Origin of the sequence: Pontibacter populi, assembly GCF_019336435.1 — a bacterium.
GTDB lineage: Bacteria > Bacteroidota > Bacteroidia > Cytophagales > Hymenobacteraceae > Pontibacter > Pontibacter humidus.
The window spans coordinates 866,421-882,991 of record NZ_JAHWXQ010000001.1; the positions used below are offsets into that span (position 1 = coordinate 866,421).

At 42.4% G+C, this 16,571-nt stretch carries 8 protein-coding genes; all 8 read right to left on the minus strand.

The features are described 5' to 3' along the window. Positions 1–15: 15 nt before the first annotated feature. The 8 genes from KYK27_RS03735 to KYK27_RS03770 all read right to left on the minus strand — a co-directional run bounded on the left by KYK27_RS03735 (position 16) and on the right by KYK27_RS03770 (position 16,471). The gene (locus KYK27_RS03735; RefSeq protein WP_199108680.1) at positions 16–1,488 is read right to left on the minus strand and encodes a RagB/SusD family nutrient uptake outer membrane protein; all 1,473 of its coding nucleotides are present in this window, start codon (positions 1,486–1,488) and stop codon (positions 16–18) included. Positions 1,489–1,499: 11 nt separating this feature from the next. Then, entirely contained in the window at positions 1,500–4,679 is a 3,180-nt protein-coding gene (locus tag KYK27_RS03740) for a SusC/RagA family TonB-linked outer membrane protein (RefSeq protein ID WP_199108681.1), read from the minus strand. A gap of 425 nt (positions 4,680–5,104) precedes the next feature. Beyond that, positions 5,105–7,510, minus strand: a complete 2,406-nt coding sequence (locus tag KYK27_RS03745; RefSeq protein ID WP_199108682.1) for a prolyl oligopeptidase family serine peptidase — start codon at positions 7,508–7,510, stop codon at positions 5,105–5,107. Between the two features lie 112 nt (positions 7,511–7,622). Then, on the minus strand, positions 7,623–9,290 hold the full coding sequence (locus KYK27_RS03750) for an amidase (RefSeq protein ID WP_199108683.1): 1,668 nt from the start codon (positions 9,288–9,290) through the stop codon (positions 7,623–7,625). A 183-nt stretch (positions 9,291–9,473) separates the two neighbouring features. Then, the gene (locus KYK27_RS03755; protein WP_199108684.1) at positions 9,474–11,066 is read right to left on the minus strand and encodes a RagB/SusD family nutrient uptake outer membrane protein; all 1,593 of its coding nucleotides are present in this window, start codon (positions 11,064–11,066) and stop codon (positions 9,474–9,476) included. Between the two features lie 14 nt (positions 11,067–11,080). After that, positions 11,081–14,302 (minus strand): SusC/RagA family TonB-linked outer membrane protein, encoded by a 3,222-nt coding sequence (locus tag KYK27_RS03760; RefSeq protein ID WP_199108685.1) that lies wholly within the window; start codon positions 14,300–14,302, stop codon positions 11,081–11,083. 337 nt (positions 14,303–14,639) lie between these two features. Beyond that, positions 14,640–15,668, minus strand: a complete 1,029-nt coding sequence (locus KYK27_RS03765) for a hypothetical protein (protein WP_199108686.1) — start codon at positions 15,666–15,668, stop codon at positions 14,640–14,642. Further along, a complete protein-coding gene (locus KYK27_RS03770) occupies positions 15,659–16,471 on the minus strand; it encodes an MOSC domain-containing protein (RefSeq protein ID WP_199108687.1) in 813 nt (270 codons plus the stop codon). The genes KYK27_RS03765 and KYK27_RS03770 overlap by 10 nt, the downstream gene beginning before the upstream one ends. Between the last annotated feature and the right edge of the window lie 100 nt (positions 16,472–16,571).

The following is a 16,571-nucleotide window of genomic DNA, read 5'->3' on the forward strand; positions in this document are numbered from 1 at the left end:
CAGAGAACTCAGCGACTATAGTTCGTTCTGAGTCATCGCTTTATTAGCATTCATTTCCGCCTGTGGGATTAGGAATACCCACTCCTTGCTATCAGCTGGCTTTGTTAGAGCACTAGTGGTAGTCAGAGCTGGGTCATGATTAGCTCCTGTTCTATCCAGTGCAGTGTTAGTACGCTTGAGATCAAAGAATCTGAACCCTTCCCCCCAAAGCTCAATTCTGCGCTGGATAAGAATTTCCTCAACCAGCTCTTGTCCAGTTTTAAGTGACTTCACATAAGCTGCATCTCTATTTTTCGCTAATGTAAATAGTACATCAGCTGCATCTGCCTGTCCTAATCTTGCTTTTGCTTCCGCTTCTATCAGATACATTTCAGCTACACGCATGTAAGGCACATCTCCAACGCTGAGGCTTGAGCTCTTAGCTAGGAACTTCTTATTAGCATATGGCTTCTTAGCTCCGTTTGGTGGAACTGGAATAGAAGCCCCGGTCGGATCCCACATTTGCTTGCGCACGTCAGTAGCAGGAATCAGTCCGTACAACTTACTGTTTATCGCTTTCGGATTTGTACGAATGTTAGTAGAGTTGAAGTTAGCAGACATATAAGCGAAGAAAGAATAGAAGTAGGTTTGCTGGTCATCTAACTGGTAGCTGCCCCACATCCACTCTGGGTTTGTTACTGAATTGAAACCTTCTTTATACTGTGCATTTGACATTAAGCTTAAGTTCTGTCTTGCTTCAGAGGCATACTTCGCGGCATTAGCCCAATCTCCCATACTAAGTGCAATACGCGCCTTAAGGCCTTTCGCAACATTTAGGTTGATATGAGACTTTTTCAATGCATCACCACGGTTATAGCCATCTAACAATGCAATCGCATCTTCAACATCTTTATTGATCTGGTTGTATACTTCGCCAATTGTCGCGCGGGGCTGGCCTACTGTAGTAAACTTTGTCATCAGGACAACACCTGGTTTACCTAAGTTAGCCAAATCGTAACGCTCAGCGAAAAGCTGAACCAACTGGTGGTGCGCCCACGCTCTGTACGCTAACGCCTGACCTTTTATGATCTTTTTGTCAGCCTCAGGTCCTTCTGCTTTATCTATGTTCTCTATAATCATGTTAGCATTAGCTATCAGCTTATAGTAGTATCTGTAAATAAAGTACAAAGATCCGGCATTTACGTTACGATGCATAGACCACTGATAAGTAGCATTAAACCAGCCATTACCCTGTGACGTCATTACCAAGTCTTCTCCCAGCATATCGGCATTGATCATAACTGATCCTTGTCCAGCCTGGTCCTGATTGCTGTACTGAAAATACATGGATCGGTGCATACCATTGATCGCACCCCATGCATTGGCAGTAGTTGTAAAAATAGCATCAGAAGAAACAGCATCGGTTGGCTGTACCTCCAGATATTCCTTCTCGCACGCTGAGAAAAGGAACATAGTTGCTACAAGTGAGCTATATAAAAACTTTTTCATTTACTTATAAATTATAATGTTACGTTAAGGCCTGCTGAGATAATTCTGCTTGGTGAGTAAGAGTTTGATGTAACACCTGAGAAACTCTGCGAAGGGTTAAGACCTTTACGCTTAGCAAACATGGCTAAATTCTCTCCAGATAAGAACACTCTTGCACCCTGTAACTGTAATTTGCTTGCAATTGCAGACGGCACTGTATAGGTTAGGTCTACTGATCTGATGTTCAGGTGAGAGCCATCTATCAACCAGCGATCTGATGTACCACTTGAGAAATCAGTTAATCTTCCAGCATCCATTCTTGGCACGTCTGTAATATCGCCTGGGTTCTGCCATCTGTTCAACATGTCTTTGTGCAATGCCTGACCATAAGAGCCCGGGCTCATTAACGAGGCATAGTTGCTGTCATACACTTTACCACCAACTTGGTAGGTCATTAAAACAGACAATGACAAGTTTTTGTAAGTAAAGGTATTTCTGATACCGCCGGAGAAGTCAGGAATAGCGCTGCCAGTATAGTGGTATCTTGCGTTGTTGATATTGTTAGTTACAGTATCACCATTTGCAAGCACTTTACTATTTGTTTCATCAAATATATTAGCACGGTAGATTGCTTCACCTGTAGCCGGATCAACGCCCATATATTCCCTTAACCAATAATCATAGATTGATTTCCCAACCATCCACTTCTTGCTTCCGGAGATCTGCTCTTCTGATGGCAGTTTAGTGAATTCGTTTTTAAATGTTGTCCAGTTAAAGTTAACATCCCATGTAAAGTCTTTTGTTTTTACAACATCACCGTTCAACTCCAGCTCGACACCTTTGTTGTACATGGTACCGTTGTTCTCACTCTTTGAAAGCAAACCACTTGAAAGTGGAAGCGGAACCTCAAATAACAAGTTATCTGAGATTCTGTGGAAATACTCTACTGAACCACTCACACGCTGGAACAATCCAAAGTCAAAACCAAAGTCGAAACTTCTGCTTGCTTCCCAAACAAGCTCCGGAGAAGGAACAGTCTGTAGAAGGAAACCGGGTTCAGATGCGTTATTGAAAGAAGGCCCTACACTATAAAGACCCATGTATGGATAGTAGTTCGAGTTTCCATTAGCATCAAGTATACCATCGTTACCTATTTCGCCATAAGAACCTCTAATCTTCAGCATATCTACCCAGCTTGGCAAGTTCAGGAATGTTTCGTTATCTAAGCGCCAACCAGCACCAATAGACCAGAAGTCACCCCATCGGTAATCCGGGCTGAATTTAGATGAACCGTCACGACGATAAGAAGCAGATAATGTATAACGTTCGTCAAAACTATAGTTAATTCTGGAGAAATAACTCTCGATTCTGTGACGGTCTGTACTGGATGTCAGACTGTTGGTAGTAGTAAAGTTACCAAGCTCCGTATTGCCATCTAGAACCTGTCCCTGTCTGAAACCATACAAGTAATTATAATCAAGCGCATAGTTCTCATGACCTAATAGCATGTCAACGCTGTGTACATCAGCAAACGTTTTGTTATAGTTCAACAATTGGTTAACTGTATAACTTGTAGTTGTTGTTTTAGTCTGGCTTGATCTACCTGCAGGAGCGCCATCGCCAACAATCTTATTCTGGTAAGTTGATCCAGAATAGTTTGTTAGGTCTAAGCTTAAGTTCGTTGTAAACTTGAAATTCTGTAGGAATTTAATTTCGCCGAAAGTTCTGGCGCTGATCATGTTACGAACAAAATCGTTGCTGTTCCATTCTGTTTCCGCTACGACATGACGTCCAGGGCTGCCATTTGATGGTCTGTTTGACAAGCCAAGCTGGGTCATGTTACCCAAGTCATAGATCTTGTTGCCTTTCTCATCCAATATTGGCTTACCAGTAGTAGGATCAAGTGCATAAACAGGATAAATAGGACCCATCATTCTAGAGAAATAGAATGGATTTACATAACCTGTGCTGCTAGCATCATTCGCCTGATTTGAAGTAGAATAGGTGCCGGCAAAATTTATACCTGTCTTAAACCACTCTTTTGCTTGTGTGTTTACATTAAGTCGGGCAGTATATCTTTCAAAGTCAGATTTGATCAAGTAGCCTTTATCGTTGGTGTACCCAAGAGAAATGTAGTAGTCACTCTTTTCGGTACCACCATTTACGTTCATAGAGTAGTCGCTTCTGCGGCTGTCGCGCATTAAAGCTTTCTCCCAGTCCATGTTTTCAGCACCGTAGATCATCTGAGCATTCGGATTTATCTTACCATCAATGCCTACAATTGCGTTATCAGCAACATTAAATGGGTTGTAACCAAGTAAGCCTTTGATCTTATCAGTTGCTTTAATGTTGGCAGCATCCATTGTTTCTGGGTTCTTTGCCGCATAAACTAGGCTATTACGGTAAGACTCCCAAAGAAGAGGGTAATATTCATAAGCATTCACACGCTCATACTCCTCAAGCCCTCTACTACTCACACCTTGAACCACTTTCAGATTGATCTGGCTCTTATTCTTGTTACCCGTCTTAGTAGTGATCATGATAACACCGTTAGATGCGCGTGAACCATATAATGTAGTTGCAGCTGCATCTTTTAGGATAGTCAGGCTTGCTATATCATCCGGGTTGATATTTGAGATACCACCTGAGTAAGGAACGCCATCCACTACATACAGAGGAGTGTTGCTCGAGTTTGCAGAACCAATACCGCGGATACGGATAGCTGGTCCATCACCTGGCTGACCTCCACCAGAAGTCGTCTGAATACCCGGAGCGACGCCAGTAAGGGCACTTACAACGTTTGTTACCGGTCTTTTTGCCAAGTCTTCTGTTTTAATTTGAGAAGCAGAACCGGTAAATGTTCCTTTTTCAGCAGTACCATAGGCAACTACTATTACTTCATCAAGTTGCTTGCTATCAACTGCCATAGTCACGTTAATACTACCCTGATTTCCGATAGCACGTTCAACCGGCACATAACCGATAAACCTGAAAATTAAGGTTGTTCCATCTGCAGGAACATTTAAAGTATAAGTACCATCTGCAGTAGTAGCCGTTCCTACTGAGGTACCTTTGACAATTACGGAAACACCCGGTAAGCCCAGTCCATTCTGCTGGTCTGATACTTTACCCGTTACCGTTTTTGTCTGTGCTACCACATCCTGCAAAACTGCAGAAAGTATAAGCACAACAAAGAATAAAAATTTTCTCATGTAATAGATTAGTAAATGGTTAGTTTGTTAAAATAATGCTACCAAATTAGCTGTAAATTTTACAATGCCAAACCCTTTCCTTTAATCAATTATTGAGAAAAAACCCATGTTTAAACGCTGTATAACGGTTTTTTCATAAATTTATATTTTAATATATATACCTATACTATTATAAATGCTATGACATAGCTGTATAAGAAAAAGTAAATTTTCAAACCTTATATATAGCTTTAATAAGATGCGCTCATCAACCACTATACTTAACCCTGAATATACAGGACTTATAAAATACCCTTTATTGAGTAATTCAAATAGCGCTAAATGCCCTGAGAGCTACCAAATCGTACTTCAAAACCTCGCTGATTAGATAAAGTGCAAAAAAAATGCAGATATAACTATCTGCATTTTTTTTCGTTTAAGGCTTTTTATTTTTCCTTCAGGTTCTCTTCAAACAACTTATAGATCCGCTTGTACTCATCTGTCCAGCTGGCGGGCTCTGTAAATCCGTGGTCTTCAACAGGGTAAACGGCCAGTTCCCAGTTATCTTTTCCAAGTTCTATCAGGCGTTGCGTCAGGCGTACCACATCCTGGAAATGAACGTTGGTATCAACCATCCCATGACAAATAAGCAACGCACCTTTTAGGCCTTCGGCATAATAAATAGGCGAGCTTTTAGCATAAGCCAGGCTATCGGTTTGTGGCGTATTCAGGATATTGGAAGTATAGCCGTGGTTATAGTGTGCCCAATCGGTAACGGAACGAAGCGCGGCACCGGCGGCAAACACGTCTGGCTCTGTGAACATGGCCATCAGGGTAATAAAGCCACCATAAGAGCCACCATAAATACCGATTTTCTTAGGGTCTACGTTATATTTATCAACAAGCAGTTTTGCTCCGTCTACGTGGTCGCTCAGGTCTTTTCCGCCCATAAACTGGTAAATGCCTGTACGCACATCGCGGCCATAGCCGGCACTTCCTCTATAGTCTACATCCAGCACGGTATAGCCCTGGTCTACTAAAAAGTTATGGAACATATATTCTCTGAAATAACTGCTCCACCACTTATGTGCATTCTGTAAGTAACCGGCACCATGCACAAAAATCACAGCCGGGCCTTTCGTTTTTGCATTCTTAGGCTGGTACAGACGTGCATACACATCAACACCATCTTCCGCTTTAAATGAAATTACTTCCGGTTCGCGCCAGTTGTAAGCTTTAAACTCTTCTGTGAGTGAATTGGTGATCTGACGTGGTTTAGCTCCTTTCCTGTTCTCCATTACATATAGTTCCCACGGCTTGTTGCTGTAAGAGTAACGGAAAGCCAGCATTTTCTCATCCGGCGACAAGGTAACTTCGTAGGCTCCCGGCTGCGTTGTGAACTGCTCCATAGTTCCACCGTTTACAGGCATTTTATAAAAATGCTGCTCGCCCGGGTGCACTTTGTTAGCTGTAAAATACCAGTGCTTTTTATCATCAGACAACTGCACATCCGACACTTCGAACTTACCGCTAGTCAGGGCTTTTTTCTTGCCGCTTTTAACATTAACGGCATATAAATGAGAGTATCCGCTTTCTTCAGACTGGAACCACACTGATTCGTTATCCGGCATCCAGCCAATGTCTCCGGTGCCATAGCCAATGCCAGGTCCGTTTATCCAGGCATCATCATGCTGGCGGTCCAGTAGGTTTAGTTTACCTGTTGCAGGATCTAGTGAAAGAATCCAACGGTCTTTGTTATCGGCAGAGCGGGCTACAACTACAGCATTCTTCCCGTTATCAGACCACACCGGGCCGTAAATAACTGTGGTGCGCATCTCTGCTTTTTTGGTTTTGCCATCAGCTGCATCCTTGGCTATAGTTGCTTTTTTATTTTTCTCTAGAAGATAGGTTGGCACATCGTAAATACCTTCCACATCTTTCATGTTGATCGCATAAGTGGAGTCACGTTGGGTATCGTACACATAGAACTCATTTGTGCTCTGCGCATCGCCAACTTTAGTGCGGGTATTAATGTCTTCAGTATAGCCAGATGATGTTACAAAATCCGGAACTATAGCTACTTTCGCATTTTTCGGTCTGCTGATCAAACTATAGGTAATAAAGCGCTCATCAGGACTAAGCACTACACTACTTACCTGCTTGTCATCAATATATATATCCAGCGGGCGGCCAGGGGCATCTGCTTTTTGTTGTTTCTTAAGAGCAGCTTTGTCGGCTTCACGCTCCTTAACTATAGTTAATAAACCTACCTGCTGATTGCGTAACCAGGTACGCTGCGGGTCTTTGTCTTCCCCTTCAGACTGCTTTTTCCCTTTTCTGAAATCTGTAAGCTGCGTTAGTTGACCGCTTGCGATACTCCACGAATAAAGGTTATTATCTTTCTGGAAAGTTACCTCACGCTCATCAAACGTAAAATTAGGGTTGCTTTCGCGCTCAACGGTATTTGTTACCTGCGTTACTCGGCCGTTTTTAATCTCCAGTAAAAAGATATCACCGTTCTTCTCATACACTTTCTGCGTTTCAGCCTGGTTGTACGTTCCGTACGGAGAAGGTAAACTACGACGTTCTGCCGCTGCTACTTTCTTAATATCTTTCCCTTTAGCATTTACTGCATAAAGCGAGTCTCTTCTATTGGCATCCGGGTTCCAGTTAAAATAAACCTTCTTTCCATCTTCTGACCAGAAGATATTGCTGGGCGAGGTTCCGATCCATTTCGGATCGCGCATGATCTTCTCTATAGTTAACTCGCTGGTTAGTGTTTGTGCCTGCACGGCACCGGTTGCCAGCATTCCAAAAAGTGCTACAACTATAGCTTTACTTCTAAAAAACATGTTGTTATAGTTTGTGGTGGTGGTTTCAGGTTCAAATTAATGTAAAAGTCCCGGTTTCTCAAGTATTAACCTGCAAACCGGGACTTTCTATAGTTGGATGTGCTTACTTTGCTTATTTTTTAACCAGGAAGGCTGTCGGGTGTTTTTCCTCGTGTGGGGTTATATCCTGGTATAGTTTTGCAAAAGCCAGTAGTTCCGCTTCACCGAACAGTTTACCTATAAATGTTATTGTGGTAGGCATGCCATTCTTTTGAAAGCCATTCGGCACTACCACGCACGGATGTCCGGTTAAGTTCGTAACAACCAGGTTGTTACTCCCAAAAGAAGGACTGATATACACATCAATATCCTTCATTTTTTCCTGCATTTGCTGCACCAATAAAGTTCTTACACGCTGTGCCTGCAAATATTCTACTGCGGGTATAAATCTACCTGCTCTGAAAATGTTTGGCCATGCACTCTTATGTTGTTGCTTCAGAAGGCTATCTCTTCCACTTCGGGTAAGCTCATCAAAAGCAGCTGCCCCTTCCACCGATATAGTTAGTATCAGATCATTTACAGGTAGATCAGGCAACTCCATAGGTACTAATTCGACACCTGCTTTCTTCAGATCTTCTAAGGCAGCCAGATCATTTTCTTTAAAGCCGTACTTTCCTTCGAAATCTTTCTTCAGATATCCTACGTGCAGTTTCTTCGGCTCTATTTTCTTGTTATAGTTAAAAGGAGCATTGTAAACAGAAAGGTCCTTGCCATCCGGCCCGTAAATTGCATTAAAAACGATTGCTGCATCTTCTGCAGAACGCGTAATTGGTCCTATCTTATCCATAGACCAGCTCAATGCCATAGCTCCATACCGGCTCACTCGTCCAAAAGTTGGTCGTAAGCCGGTCGTACCGCAAGCTGTAGATGGGGAAACTATAGAGCCAAGCGTTTCTGTACCGATAGCAAAAGGTAACAAACCAGCTGCCACTGCTGAAGCTGAACCAGCAGATGAGCCACTTGATCCTTTACTCAGATCCCAGGGCGATTTGGTTTTCCCACCATACCAAACATCACCCATCGCCAAGGCACCTAATGTTAGTTTAGCAACCAACACGCCGCCAGCATTCTGTAGCTTTTCAACTACCGTGGCATCCATATTGATCATCTGGTCTTTGTATGGTGTTGCTCCCCAGGTTGTTTTATAGTTCTTGGTAGCCAGCAGGTCTTTTACGCCGAAAGGTATGCCATGCAACATGCCCTTATAGTTGCCAGCTTTAATATCTTTATCCGCTTGCCGAGCCTGCTGTAAAGCCAACTCTTCTGTCAGTGTGGTTACACATTCCAGCGTCGGGCCATATTGCTTTAGCCTTTCCAAATAGAATTTTGTAAGCTCTTCTGATGTAATCTGCTTTGATTTGATTAACGACGCCAGTTGCGGAATACTATAGTAAGCAAGATCTTCCCGGTTACTGGGTAACTTAACTTTCTTAACTTCCTCAACCTTAAATTTCTCCTGAACTTTTGGCCATTCAAAACCTACCGGAATAGGGTTGAAAACTATAGCAGGCGCTACGTCATTCGGCAAGGGCACTTTTCTTATGCGTTCATACCCTTCTCTAAAATCTTGTAATTCAGTTGTAGCTGAATCTAATTGCGCTGAAGTAAAGTTTAAGCCAATCAGTTTTTGTGCCTGCTGTAGCATCGGCACTGTTATTTTATCATCAGCCAGCTTTGTTACAAAAGCTCCTAACCCGAAGCATGAAGCGGCCAGTAACGTTAATTTGATCTTGTTTTTCATAGGTGTAATTTCTTGTAACAATATAAGCATAACTATAAGATCAAACTATAGCTGATAATACCTTTGTTGTGGTGCATGATTTCAGTTACTTCTACCTTTCAAACTATAGTTATCAGTAATTATATAGCGCATAAAAAAGGGCCACTCAAATGAGTGGCCCTTTTTTATGCAATGTACTTTTGATTAGTCGTTCAGTACTGGGTTGTTAAGTACTTCAGCCTGAGGAATCTCTAAAGTTAATCCATCATCATCGTAAGGGAACGACTGACCTGGAGAATACAAGTGGTTAGAACCTCTTGTAACCGTAAGCTTGTTACGCTTAACAGCCAGATAAGCTTTACCCTCACCCCAAAGCTCGATGCGAGTCTGAAGTATGATCTCGTTCAGAAGAGCTGGTCCACTTAAACCATCCAGGTAAGTTTCGTAGCTTGCGTAAGTAGCAGGCTGAATTCTCTTACTCATGATTGTCTTAAGAGCAGCTTTAGCATCACCTGCTTTACCTAATCTTGCATTTGCTTCAGCATTCAGGAGAATCATTTCCTCTAAACGCATGTATAGATAGTCAGTAACAACTTGTCTTTGTCCACCAATAACTCTGTTCGGATCGAAGAACTTGTTAAGCGGCATTAAGTCAAAGTCGCCTGCTACGTAGCCATCTGCTGCATATTTAGACTCAAGTCCACCACCAATCGGGTCAAACTGGTTCTTTCTTAAGTCGTCGTTACGAATGGCATTGTAAAGACCTACGTCAATTGTTTTAGGGTCACCTGCCCAGGCATAGCTATAAGTAAATACGTCCATTACACCCCACCATGAAACCAGGTCAAGGTCATTAGCTAGTGTAAGGTCAACACCCCACATCCAGCTTGGGTTAGATGCATCATTAAAACCAGCTTCAGGATTTGTTACTCTTCCTGTAGTAGGGTCAATTTTAGCATATAGTTCATTTTCATTTACAATGCGATAACCACCTGTTGTGATTACATCATTGGTCAACTGAACTACTTGCTGAAGATCTGCTTGAGTGCCTCTTGCAGAAAGTGTATAAGCTAACAAACCTTTAGCTACAGTTGCATCAACCTGATCCTTAGAAGTTCTGTTAAAGTCCTCTAAGTAGTCGATAGCCTCTGTCAGGTCATCAACTATCAAGTTATATACTTCTGCTGAAGTTGCTTTTGGCTGGTTAGGAACCTGCGTGTTTGTATAGATCGGAATGGTTTTCTCAGCACCTGTACCGTAGCCTTTAGAGAATAACTGAGACAGGTAGAAGTAAGCATAAGCACGCATAGCTTTTGCCTGCCCCATTACGTGACGTTGCTGTGTTTGGTCTTCTCCTAATACGGCATCCGTACCACCAAGTGCATCAATTACCGTGTTCGCACCAAAGATGATACGATAGTAATAACGCCAAGGCATATAGTTCTCCTGTTGCGTATAGTCTTTTGTATCCTGGTATCCTGCAATACCTGAATACCAACCATATGTAACGTTTGCCAGAACCATGTCAGAAGATAGCATATCCATATAGATATCCCAGCTCTTCTGGCCAAAGTCGTCGTGGTTAAGGTTTGTACCACCTGTACCTGTATTGTACATAGTAGAATATAACCCGGCAATATTACCGTTCAGTAATGAAGGATCCTTCTTCGCCGCTTCAGCAAGCTGCTCCGGCGTTATGAAGCTTCCTGAAGGTTCCCTGTCAAGGAAATCTTTATCGCAACCGCTTAGTAAAAGCGAAAATACAGTTGCGCCTATTATATATAAATTCTTCTTCATGATAACTCTAATAATTAGATTTTAACTCTTATACCCGCTGTGAAGTTTGACAGTGGAGAATAACGGTATGTGCTAGATGCACCTGCTTCTGCAGTAGAAGGGTTGAAACCTTCGCGAGCAGTATGGATCCACAGGTTATCACCAGATACCCATACAGACATGCCGCCTACACCATACTTGCTAACAAAGTTCGTAGGCAGTGTATAGCTCAGACGCACGTTGTTAAGCACCATGTAGTTCGCCTTTGTAATGAAACGGGTTGAGGCAGAGTTAAAGTTCTTAGTTAAATCTCTGTCAAGGCGTGGTACATCAGTAACATCACCTGGTTTCTGCCATCTGTCCATGATATCCTGGTGCCAGTTGTTAGAACCTGGTAGGCCGTTGTGCATTAACGATGCATATGCACCATCGTAAGCGTAACCACCAAAGCTATACAGCATCTGAGCACTGATATCAAATCCTTTGTAACCAGCAGATAAGTTGAAAGCACCACGTACATCAGGAATAGCAGACTTACCATTGAACTTCTGCGTAGCATTTGCATACGTTTTAGTAGTAGTAGTCTTAAGATCACCTTCTTTTACGTTAGGGTTTTCGGCCAGGTATTGTGAAAGGCTTTGGATGCCTTCACCTGCATCAAGAGCACCGTTACCATTTAAGTCATTATAAGTAACATTCCACATACCTTTACCATCAGCAGGGTCTACACCAGCCCACTCACGCATATAGAAATCGTAGATTGAACGGCCTTTAGCCCATGCATAGTTACCCTGAACATCAAGTGGCTTTCTTTCACCTGTTGTGAAGTCAAGTGGCATTTCAGTAATCTCGTTAGTGAAGATCTCACCGTTTACGTTTAAGCTTAAACGGTAGTCTTTACCTTCGAATACATCACCAGTAAGGTCAAATTCTAAACCTCTGTTCTGCAGGTTACCATCGTTTACCTGAGTTAAAGCATAACCTAGTGAAGGACCTACTCTTCTCTGGAAGATAAGGTCAGTAGTGTTTTTAACGTAGTAGTCAATTGAACCTGACACGTATTTGTTCAGTTCGAAATCGATACCAGTCTGGAACATTTTTGATGTTTCCCAGGTAAGATCCATGTTACCTTTCGTGTCAAATGAGAAAGCCGGGTTATCATTCAAGTTATCGATATTGAAAACGTCATAACCTGGATACAGACCAACACCAGCCTGATCACCCATTAAACCGTAGCTAGCTTTTAACTTTAATGAGTTAAAGATGCTCTGGTTAGCCATAAAGTCTTCGCTAGAGATCAACCAGCCTAAACCAACTGAACCAAACGTCCCCCACTTGTCTTTTCTGAAGCGAGAACTACCATCTCTACGGATCGTTCCTGAAACAAAGTATTTCTTAGCAAGGTCGTAGTTAACCTGACCAAAATAACTTTCAAGAGAGTATTGGTTTGTAAAACCTGTTGATGGGTTTTTAACTACCGCGTTGTTCAGATCTTCGATATCCGGATCTACCAGGTTATAACCAGAAGCTGTCATTGTAGATTGTTTCCAGTCTGTAGCTTCGTGTGCAACTAATGCTTCAAAGCTATGCTCGCCGAAAGACTTGTTGTAACGCAACATGTTTAACAAGTTGTAAGAGAACAAGTCCATTCTACGGTGCCAGATGCTACCATTCTGTGAAGCAGAACTACCGTAGTATTTATTTCCTCTATTTACAAATCTGTCGTTGTAATACTGGGCACCAAGTCTGTTTTCCAGTGTTAAGCCTTCCAGGATGTTAAAGTTCATGCTGATGTTACCATTCAGTTCATCACGATCCTGTCTGTTTACATCGTAAGTTGCATCAGCGATTGAGTTTGTAAGCGCGCCGAAGCCACGACCAACACCATAATCATACTGGTTGCCACCAAAAATTGGGTCAGTAACAAAGTTACCTTCACCATCTCTTAAGAATAGAGGGAAGATTGACGGAATGTTATCTACAAACCAGAAAATGCTACCAGAGTCAGAGCTCTGACCGTTTTGGTTTGATGATGATCTTGCGTAGTTGATGTTAAATGCACCATTCAACCACTTGTTGATCTCTTGGTTCACATTTAAACGTGCAGAAAGACGTTCGTAGTCAGAGTTAACGATATAACCTACATCATTAAGGTAACCTACAGAAGAGTAATAGCTTGTTTTACCACTAGAGCCGCCAAACTTAACGTTAACTTCAGAACGGTTCGAGTTTTGGAAACCATAATCTTCCCAGTTCTCCGGAGAGTACTTTCTGGTTACACCAGGCTTAACTGTTCTCGTAGCAGGGTCAATGATTTCTGCAGCAGTACCGTTCCACATGTTGAAACGCGGGTTAATACCACCACTTGTGTTGAATAATCTGCCATTGGCATAAGCAGTAGCTTGAGCATCGTTATAACCACCAGCAAATGCGCCATAGTTATACAAACTTTCCCAAGTTAATCCAGCAAATTGCTCAGGCGACTTGATGTTGTCGTAACGAGGAAGTAATGCTGCGTTTGTTCCAAAGTTAGCATCAGCCTCGATGTAATTCTTTTTACCTCTACCAGATTTAGTAGTAACAACAATTACACCGTTAGCACCTCTTGAACCGTAGATAGCAGTAGCTGCAGCATCTTTCAATACTGTAGTAGACTCAATATCCGAAGGATTGATTGAGGCAATGTTTCCTGAGAAAGGAACGCCATCAACTACGTATAATGGATCACGGTTACCATTAACAGAACCCAGACCACGAATACGCACAGTAGCTGCCTGACCAGGCTGACCACTTGTGTTAATAATTCTAACACCTGCAACCTCACCTGCAAGTGCCTGAGAAACGTTAGAAACCTGTTTGTTCTCTAACTTTTCAGCACTTACAACTTTAGCTGTACCAGTAAATGACTGCTGAGTTGTAGTGGAATAACCCACAATCACAACCTCAGAAAGTGTCTCTGAAGCCTGACCAAGCAGGATGTTAATTGTAGACTGGCTACCTACTACAACTTCCTTGTTGTCGTAACCAACATAACGGAACTCAAGTACAGCGTCGTTTGATGGAACAGCGATTGAAAACCCGCCATCAATACCAGTGGCTGTGCCAGTGGATGTGCCTTTTACCAAAACAGTAACACCTGGTAAGCCCTGACCAGTTTCCTGATCTGTTACTTTACCCGTCACTGTCCGATTTTGTGCCAGCACTTGCACTACAAGCGCAAACACAAAAATGAAACTGAGCAGTAAACTCTTCTTCATGCTAGAATGTGTTAAATAAATAGTTATAGATTAGTTTGTGAACCAAATATAGTCAGACCTCCTGTAATTCAAAATACTTCAAGGCTTATTTAAAATATTTTTTACTTTTATATAGTATTTACTATATTTATTATAACAAATCAAATAAATTTTGACAGGATTTTATAATATATTCACCTGAAAGTTTAATTACCCCACTAAATACTAGTGTGATTATACTTTGCTCTTATCGTATTGTATAATTGCAACTCATTAGTGTAGCTTGCATTACTATATATTAGTCGCAGGCAAAATATACCAACACGGAATAATTATATTTTGCTGCATTGCTTTATATTCAGATAACGATAGCCGCTAACCGACCCGGGAAAAGCAGCAGCCTTTTAAGAAAAGAAAATTGCGCAGTAGAAGCCCAGCAAAATTTTGCGCTCCTATATATATAAGGTATTACCTGGAGCACCTGATCCAACTCAGAGGCAAGTGCAGATCTTTTGGTTGTACTCCAGCGGTGAAGAACTTTGCGTAATAAGGGAGTTATAACCCATATCCATAAAGCAGCTATAATAACTGCCCTCAGAAGTATTTTATATGCTGTGTTATAAACTATAAGATCAAAGTACACACTCACACCCAGGAGAAAGCAGACACTTATAGTTAGAAAAGGAAAGAACCGTTTCCAGATGTTTTTCTTTCTACGTGGCAAAGCAGCAAATACTTCATCACCGGAGTAAGCGAAAGAACTGAGGTCAAGTTTGTGCTGCTGCTTTTTAAGCATACCGGGTAACCGGCCTGCTAACCAGCCTACAAAAACACCCATCAGCACATGTAAGCCAATGTAGCCTATAACTATATAAAGCACATAGTCGCCTTCAGCAAAGCCTGCCTTCTTAAGAATATAGTTTATAAATTCATGCGCCACCCGGTACAGATCGGATCCAAACATGATAAGCATGATCACCAGCCGCTGCAACGCCGATTGCAATTGAGTAAGGACTCCCAGTAACAGGCAACTTAACTTAAAGTAATTCTTACCCAGAAAGAGCAGATAGCCCAAACTCCCCTGAATGAAAACTGCTAAGTATGCTCCTGGTGGCGAATGCGGGCTCAGCAGACCTTTAACAACTATAACCAGTACTGTAGCTTTAAGGATAGCTTTCCGGGACGGGCAATGGTGCGCCAGCAAACTGATGCACAGCACGGAAGCCCCACCAACAAACAAACCTGTGCCGGGTAAATGCAGTGCATGCAGCACACCACCTAAAAGAGCTTCGCATAAAGCCCAGAGCGCGGTTATTCTATAAAACACACTGACGCTTTGTGGCGAAGCAGTAGCAGTTGATACTAGTTGCGGCGTGACTACTTCCATTGCAACACCTGCACCTCATCACCCACCTTAATTTTGCCTGTTCCCTCGTGTACCAGGTTTTGCCCGAAGAGTACTTTATTATTTTTTGTGCGGTAAGTTGCCAGCGTTCTTAGCGGTTCTTCTCCTTTAACAGCTGTTTGTTGGTCTACGGTGGTTAGTACGCAGCGGGCGCAAGGTTTGGCCACCCTGAAATTCGTCTCTCCTATAGTAAAGGAGTCCCAGGAATCTTCGTCGTGCGGCTGGCCTCCGGTAAAAACTATATTTGGCCGGAAGCGATTCATAGGTATAGACTTCGCCAATTTGCTATTGAGGTGATTAAGTGCTTCCTGCCCTATTACCAGAAACGGGTAAGCATCGGCAAAACTTACAACTTCTTCGTCAAAGGCATAGGTCGGATCAACTATACGGCGGGTATTTTCGGGCATGTAGACCAGGCGGGCAAACATACCAAGTGCTTTCGAAAACCACATCGTTACTTCTCCGTTCACTTCGCGGGCGGTACAAGTATCATCCCAGATGGTAACTGTAACTTCTTTACCGTCTGCGTGCTCAAAAGGAATGAATAATGGGTCCAGCAAACCCTGCTTATGACTTACCAGTAGGCCATTCTCCTGCAATTTTACCTGCAAAAGCGCCATCTGGGCAAACTTACGCTGCGACAGGAAACCGCCTTTCTCATCTACCAGCATCCAGCGTCGGTCATACTGCAAGCCCCGTTCCTGCACCTGTGCCTGTTGCAGGCTAATACCGCCCAATGATTTTATCGGGTAGATGTAAATGTTGCTTACGGTGTAGGTTGCCATACCTGTTTGCTTTGTTAAGCTGTAAAGTTTACTAATTTCAGTATTTTTTACAAAGGTATTCGGGTTCAGGTATATATATTCATGATATTAAAATATTATC

Excerpts from the sequence above, each read along its gene's own strand:
- KYK27_RS03735 (WP_199108680.1), bottom strand. The coding sequence starts at position 1,488 with ATGAAAAAGTTTTTATATAGCTCACTTGTAGCAACTATGTTCCTTTTC.
- KYK27_RS03740 (WP_199108681.1), bottom strand. The coding sequence starts at position 4,679 with ATGAGAAAATTTTTATTCTTTGTTGTGCTTATACTTTCTGCAGTTTTG.
- KYK27_RS03745 (WP_199108682.1), bottom strand. The coding sequence starts at position 7,510 with ATGTTTTTTAGAAGTAAAGCTATAGTTGTAGCACTTTTTGGAATGCTG.
- KYK27_RS03750 (WP_199108683.1), bottom strand. The coding sequence starts at position 9,290 with ATGAAAAACAAGATCAAATTAACGTTACTGGCCGCTTCATGCTTCGGG.
- KYK27_RS03755 (WP_199108684.1), bottom strand. The coding sequence starts at position 11,066 with ATGAAGAAGAATTTATATATAATAGGCGCAACTGTATTTTCGCTTTTA.
- KYK27_RS03760 (WP_199108685.1), bottom strand. The coding sequence starts at position 14,302 with ATGAAGAAGAGTTTACTGCTCAGTTTCATTTTTGTGTTTGCGCTTGTA.
- KYK27_RS03765 (WP_199108686.1), bottom strand. The coding sequence starts at position 15,668 with ATGGAAGTAGTCACGCCGCAACTAGTATCAACTGCTACTGCTTCGCCA.
- KYK27_RS03770 (WP_199108687.1), bottom strand. The coding sequence starts at position 16,471 with ATGGCAACCTACACCGTAAGCAACATTTACATCTACCCGATAAAATCA.